The organism is Rhodococcus sp. CX (assembly GCF_015865005.1).
Lineage (GTDB): Bacteria > Actinomycetota > Actinomycetes > Mycobacteriales > Mycobacteriaceae > Rhodococcus.
Map to the genome: position 1 here is coordinate 30,254 of NZ_JADZGH010000265.1, position 282 is coordinate 30,535.

Here is a 282-nt window from a genome sequence, read left to right on the forward strand (position 1 = left end):
CGGGCACTGGCGGCGGTCGGCATCATCGCCCTCGCCGGATACACCGCCGCAACCGGATTCGCACCGACGGCCGCAGCCTCCCTCCCGCCGTCGCGGCTCCCGGCCGGAGTGTCGGGCGCACCGCAGTCGCTGGTGCCGTGGGACACCCTCGGCGAGCAGGGCCGCCGCTTCGTCGCTCTCGACAACGCCGGCCAGGCGATTCGCACCTACGTCGGTGTGGATTCGGCCCCGGATCCGCCGGCACGGGCCGCGCTCGCGGTGCGGGAACTCGACCGGGCCGGC

1 protein-coding gene is annotated in these 282 nt (G+C 75.9%); it reads left to right on the forward strand.

Annotated features, from left to right (window positions below; translation table 11 throughout):
* The coding region (locus I0Q12_RS29725; protein WP_307846630.1) for an alpha/beta-hydrolase N-terminal domain-containing protein at positions 1-282 on the forward strand (282 nt) is incomplete at both ends.